Origin of the sequence: Nocardia sp. NPDC059154 (assembly GCF_042755705.1) — a bacterium.
GTDB lineage: Bacteria > Actinomycetota > Actinomycetes > Mycobacteriales > Mycobacteriaceae > Nocardia.
The window spans coordinates 1-6,048 of the sequence record NZ_JBHZCS010000157.1 but is presented as its reverse complement, the minus strand read 5'-3'; the positions used below and the strand labels follow the sequence as shown (position 1 = coordinate 6,048).

Sequence of the window (6,048 nt, the reverse complement as noted above, 5' to 3'; positions counted from 1 at the left end):
ATGTCGACGGTCGAACATGTACAACTTACGTGTGAGCAACGAACATGTAGGGAAACGGATACTCGGACGTATCCGACTGTCCCGGGAGGCAGAGGACGCGGGTACCTCTGAATCCCGTCAGAGAGAAGCTATCGAAGCATGGACACGGATGCACGGGGCAACCGTCATCGGGTGGGCCGTAGACCTTGGGGTGTCCGGCGGTACCGACCCGTTCGAGACTCCTGAGCTTGGCCCGTGGCTGAAGCCTGAACGGTTGATTGAGTGGGATGTACTGGTCGGCTACCGACTTGACCGAATCTCTCGACGACTGGTCCCGTTGTCCAAACTGATGGATTTCCTGAAGGACGAGGGCAAGTCCCTTGCGTCCACATCGGAATCCATTGACCTGAGCACCTGGTCCGGTCGCCTGGTGGCAACCGTCCTGGCGATCGTCGCTGAGGGAGAGCTAGAGGCAGCCACTGAACGCAACCAAGGCTCTCAGAAGAAAATCAGGGAGCTAGGGCGGCTGCACTCCGGGGTAGTGCCTTACGGGTACCGAAGTCTCCAGCTGTCTGCGGGCGATGTCATCTGGGGAGACAACACCGCGGAAACAGCGGGGTGGTACGCGGTCATCGATCCTGATCAAGCTGACGTGATCCGTACACGGATGGTTGCGCCTTTGCTGGCGCACAAATCGACGAACTCTATTGCTACCGACTTGAACACCGCCGGGGTTCCTTCCAACCACGAAGGGCGTACACGAAAACTGAAGTCCGGCGAGACAGTGAACGTCTCCGGTCGTTGGGATTCGACGGTGGTCCGCCGCATCTTGTCGTCGCCCACGTTGATGGGCTACGGGGTACACAAAGGCGAAACCATCACCGACGCTGACGGAGTAGAGGTGCAGCGTGCGGAACCGATCCTTACCCGGCAGGAGTTCGACCAAGTACAAGCCGCCCTGAAGTCCAGGGCTATCCGGCAGTCACCCCGTGACCAGTCGACGAACCTGCTAGCTGGAGTTGCGTTCTGTTGGCATTGCAAAGGTCCGCTGTACCGGCAGGTGTACTCGACTAGGAACGTAACTTACTACCGGTGCCCCAAAGCGAACGGCAAGAACTCCGAGTGCAGATACAGGAACGTCCGTGCGGAAAAGTTGTACGAGCACGCCGAGACGACGTTTCTTGAAGTCATCGGCGACCTTGAGCGACAAGACAAGGTTTTTGTGCCCGCCAGCGACCACACAGAGGCGCTGGAACGGGTCAAGGTAGCTCTGACTACGGTCCGTCGTGAGAATGAGCTAGGGCTCTATGACGGTACCCCGGATGAATACCTGGACCGGGTTCAACGTCTGGTGGATCGCAAGAAACGGCTCGAACTGTTACCGGCCGAACCTGCACGGTTCGAATACCGGGGTCTCGGTGAAACCTACGCCCAGGCTTGGGAGCGTATGAATATCGAGGAACGTCGCGGGTTGATGATTGACGCCGGGTTCAAGGTATGGGCCGGCAGTCCATTAGAGATCGGACATTACCTCCCTATCGATATTCGAATCCGGGTACAGTACAACGGGATAAGCCCGGAGCTTTCCCCGGAGGAGATAGCGCGGCTGCAGGACGAATTCCTTATCAGCCGCGGTTATGTGGGACTGGTCAATTGTGACCGATGCGGCAATCTGTGGGTTGCGGATGACGTAGTCGACGGAATTTGCGGAAAATGCCGTGACTCGAACAAGAATGATGAGGACAAGCAATGACCACAATGATCGAAGCCGAAGCAATCACCACGATCGCTTACTCTCCGGCGCTGCTACACGCGTACACCGTTCAGATCGACGGTGTACCGCACTTGATGGAGTACCGGAGTATCCGGGTGATTACCGGAAGAACGCTTGACCGACCGGTGGTCGAATACCTGGAGAGCAACCCGCATACGCTTGTGTATGAATCCGGATACGATGACGAGATGATGGCGGGATACAAGGGTGTAGCCCGGTTGTACCGACTCGACAACTGAAATAAAAGAACCCGAGAGCCGGGGATGCACCTAACATCCCCGGCCCAAGGGCACTGAATAGGATACATCAGAGATGAAAAATGTGATACTTCAGCCCCGGCACAGCAAAGACCGGGGGCTCAGTTACAAACTCAAGCTAGAAGGCGTGGACGCGTTCCTTTTGATGGACCGGAACGAACTCAAGCAACTACAGATCTTGATCAAGGATGCCTTGGAGGGCAACAGCAGTGACCGAAGCAAGTCCTAAGCCCAACGGCTATCCAGTCAAGGACCATAACAACCTTGGCGAGTTCGGAGACAAAGGCACTTTGTATGCATCGATGCCGATGTCACTAGCCCGTGACCCAGAGCTGAAGCCAGCCGCCCGGGCGATCTCCCCGTTCATCTGGTCTCAGGATGAGGGCTGGCCGATGGCAGGCAAGTACATCGCGGCCTGCCTGGGCATGAGTGATGAAGCCGTGGCAAACGGCCTGGACTCCTTGCAGTCCCGGGGATGGCTGGTGAGACAGCCGTACATCAAGACTGGCAACGCGCGACCCTCGCGCTACGTGTGGCATCGGCAGATGTCCAACCGGCCGTTCACACCTGCCGAGATCGAGACGTTGTCAGCAACAGTCTGGATGGACCCATCCGGAAATACCGGATGGGGGGTACCGGAAATACCGGATGGGGGGTACCGGGAAAACCGGTACATTAGTAGTAAAGAAGAAGTGCACCCGAAGTGCACTTCTTCATATCTATTAGTAGTAGATAACGAGGTGGGTAATTCTTACCCACCCCCCGGAGACGGGTTGAAGAACCCGGGCCCGGGCACTGACGTACCCATCCCCGTGACCGGAGACGGTGCCGATGGAGTACCGGCAACGGCTACGGATGTTTCGGCATCCGCAACCGTCACCGCCAAGGGAACGCCAGTAACCGAAGAATCCGGAGCATCGGCGACGGACGATAGATCCGTCTCCGGAGGGTCTGAGGATTACAACCCGTTCAGCATCCAGACCTTCGATGGTCTGGCTGAGGAGCCAACGGCTACCGATGATCAACCAGTCTCCGAAGAGCCAACGGCTTTCCGTTGGATCAGGAAGACCAACGCTCCACCGTTGGCTGTGGTGAACGGTTATCACTGGGGTCCGTTCGATAGCCCAGATGTTCGGCTATCGAGAGAGGTTCTGTACGTCATCGAAGAGTGCGACGGACTGGACACAGACCAGGCCGGAAGCAAGCTAAGGAACTTCTTCCAGGAATATACGCTTGATTACCAAACGTCCCTGGAGTCCGGCGACCTAGCCGAACATGTGGAGCTGGTCCAGGAATAGCGGCTCTGTAAGCCGATGAGACCGTCTGGGCATACTTGGGTATGCCCCGGGCGGTTTTCTTCTGTCTACGTTCGATCCAGGGCAGGCTACGTGGGTAGACTGCCAAGGTGGATGACAACCTGGTTCAGGAATTCAAAGAGGTGCGATCCGAAATAGATCGCACTCGGGAACACGTCACTGGAATCCAGGAATCAGTAGCCGGAGTCCGAGAGACTCAGGCGGATCATTGAAGAGATCCAGTCTCGGTTATCGAATCGGTAGATACCGTGGGGATATGCCCCCCTCAGGGGCTCCGGCCCAGACTCAAGGTATTCGGGCCACACGCGCTCACTCACCCCGGGGGGGAGGGGGTGGGCAGGGGCCTGGAGGTTATCCAGCCCTTGATTCGAGTGCTAGGCGTATCAATCGCCGGGCTGGGTCTCCGGTCACAGACAGCTCGGACAGCTCCGCGAACAACCTTGTGTAGATCACAAGCTCTCGCGGTTGGGTCACAGTCAACTCGGCTGTCACCGCCTCGACGAGTACAAGACGTTCATCGAACATCACGAAGTTGGTTACCTGCATCGGCAGTTCAGCCTGAGCAGGGACGACACCCAGTAGGACCCGGGGCAGGCCGATCACAGCCAACAACCGGTCAAGTTGACCAGTCATCACAGCGTCGTTGCCGACCGTGGTGTGTAGAGCTTGCTCCGCCACCAGGATGTGAAATCGGTGATCACCTGTGTACAGGAGTTGTTGACGTTCGAGGCGTTTCGCTACGCCTTCGTCCAAGTCGTCGGGTACTCGGTAGAAATCGATGTACCGCCGGAGTACCGCCGCCGCGTACTCGGCTGTCTGAAGTATCCCGGGTATGATGTTCGGCTGATAAATCCGCATCAGCCTGGACTCTTCAGCGAGTCTCACCGCTTGGTGCTGACGTCGCCGGGTCCCGGTGCTGAGCACCTTCCGCCACTCGAGGTACGCGGCCTGGACGTTCCGCAAGGTAGCGATCAGGTCCGGCAACTGATCCTGGTTCCCGGTGTGGGCGCAGTACGCCCGGAGATGAGCCTCTGTAGGGCTTCGGTCCCCGGTTTCGATCTTCGAGACCACCGACTCATGCCAGCCCGCGAGAGAAGAAAGCTGACGGCCGGAAAGGCCAGCATCACGACGGAGCCCCCGGAGAGTTGCACCGAGGGCCCGTCGCGCTTCGTGGACAGAGCTTGTCACCGCTTGGCGTACTCCGAGTACGGGATAGCGAGCTTCCAGAGCCGTTCGCGTATCTCTTGGCAGTACGCCACGATTCCGGGGTCTGTGGTCACCGCTAGACCTGCCGGGGCCCCGGCAGGACCAGTGAGGTTGTACACAACCTTCTCTCCGTCCATTACCCACCCATCGTCTCGCGGGACTGTCCCCGCGAGATCTCTTGGGACGTACCGGATATCCTCCCCGGCTTCGACGTTGTAGCCGGTCACCGACAACAGCCACCGCTGATAGTCCGACAATGGTTCTGTGACCACTCGGACACGGGTTACTGCCACTCCGCGGCCGGCCGTTTCCTGCATGAGGTCTTGCCAGGGTGTTCGGGTGTACGGCGCTGGCTTACCAGCGAGGAACGCACGTATCCGGGTGTCTTCGTCAGCTACGCGGTATTCGTCCCTGACCTCCAGATGGAACGCATCCCGCTTCAACTCGCGGAACAGCGACGGCCAAAGGTCCGGTTCATCGTCGGGCAGCAGCAGCATTGCCGTAGAACGTCCTCTCTCGCTTCGGGACCTCGATACAGGTCTCGTCTTCCGCCAAGGTGAGTTGGCCAATCGTCTCGGCATCGGTGATCGGCCGGCCCGACACCGCGAGAGTGCCGCGGCCTGTGTCCGTCAACCGTGAGCCGATGAACGTGTCGGGCTCGGTGTAACCGAGTAGTGCATGCGGGATTTCGACCGTTTCAGGACGGTCGGTCTGCCAGCCCTGGACTAGGTATGTGCCCTGGTCGGTGGCGTACAGGCTAGGGCACCCTCCGGAGTCTGATCCGCCTTTGCCGAGGAACTTTAAGTTCATCGCTGCAACTCCCGTCTAGCGACTTGGCACACCTTGGCGTGTGCCTTCCCAATCGTCCCGCAGATCGACGGCCAATGTGGCCGGTAGCGGTGATTCCTGCCAAGTTCCGTCAAGTTCATAGACCGCGAGGTCACGTGGTTCGTAGCGTCGGAGTCGGCCCCCGTGACATGTGTAGCGACAACCAGTCACGGGGTGCCTACCAACATCGGACGACAGGAGCCGAGATGTACGGACGCACACGACTGTTCGAGTTCCCGGGTGGGGTGTTGGAGGTCGCCGACTACGGAGACGGAGACGAGAGTCCGGGGGTGTACCTCGAGTTGCTGACTCCGGCCGATCGTGTTCTACCGCAACGGAACCCGGGTGCTGCCGTCGCGAATCGCGATATCCGAGAGCTTCCGTGATTACATTCGGGTGGGTTGTCGTGATCGGGCTACCGGTGTGTGTGTTCGCCGGGGCGCTGGTCTGGCCTGAGCGGATACCGAAGGATCGGACCGAACGAGAGAGCCTGGACGGGTCATGCGATCAGTCGGGGGTCTGATTCTATCCACATTGGCGCTGACCAGGCCATTTCATGGTCAACCATGAACCGATTCCGGGAGGCTGCAACCTCAGGCTTGTTCGGATCGCCGTTCATGGCCACCAGATAGGACGCGTAGCGAGAGAGCTCGTAGTCCTCGGCAGGCTTGGTTCCAGAGATTTTCTG

General features: G+C 58.7%; 6 protein-coding genes and 1 pseudogene. 3 read left to right on the top strand and 4 right to left on the bottom strand.

Translation table 11 applies throughout. The features are described 5' to 3' along the window. The 3 genes from ACFXN1_RS51040 to ACFXN1_RS51030 all read left to right on the top strand — a co-directional run. On the top strand, window positions 1-1,732 hold a 1,732-nt coding region (locus tag ACFXN1_RS51040), incomplete at its 5' end, for a recombinase family protein (protein WP_379446576.1). Then, window positions 1,729-1,992: a hypothetical protein gene (locus tag ACFXN1_RS51035; RefSeq protein ID WP_379446575.1), complete on the top strand. Its 264-nt coding sequence runs from the start codon at window positions 1,729-1,731 to the stop codon at window positions 1,990-1,992. The genes ACFXN1_RS51040 and ACFXN1_RS51035, both read left to right, overlap by 4 nt. A gap of 227 nt (window positions 1,993-2,219) precedes the next feature. Then, window positions 2,220-3,308, top strand: a complete 1,089-nt coding sequence (locus ACFXN1_RS51030) for a hypothetical protein (RefSeq protein ID WP_379464142.1) — start codon at window positions 2,220-2,222, stop codon at window positions 3,306-3,308. 369 nt (window positions 3,309-3,677) lie between these two features. Here the strand turns inward: ACFXN1_RS51030 and ACFXN1_RS51025 are convergent, their stop codons facing one another. The 4 genes and pseudogenes from ACFXN1_RS51025 to ACFXN1_RS51010 all read right to left on the bottom strand — a co-directional run. Beyond that, window positions 3,678-4,514 carry a helix-turn-helix domain-containing protein gene (locus ACFXN1_RS51025; protein WP_379446572.1) on the bottom strand — a complete coding sequence of 279 codons (837 nt, stop codon included), beginning with the start codon at window positions 4,512-4,514 and terminating at the stop codon, window positions 3,678-3,680. After that, on the bottom strand, window positions 4,511-5,029 hold the full coding sequence (locus tag ACFXN1_RS51020; RefSeq protein ID WP_379464141.1) for a DUF6879 family protein: 519 nt from the start codon (window positions 5,027-5,029) through the stop codon (window positions 4,511-4,513). Before ACFXN1_RS51020 ends, ACFXN1_RS51025 begins: the two co-directional genes overlap by 4 nt. Next, entirely contained in the window at window positions 5,007-5,342 is a 336-nt protein-coding gene (locus tag ACFXN1_RS51015; RefSeq protein ID WP_379446736.1) for a hypothetical protein, read from the bottom strand. Before ACFXN1_RS51015 ends, ACFXN1_RS51020 begins: the two co-directional genes overlap by 23 nt. A 517-nt stretch (window positions 5,343-5,859) precedes the next feature. After that, window positions 5,860-6,048: pseudogene (locus ACFXN1_RS51010) on the bottom strand (phage antirepressor Ant); the annotation flags it as partial.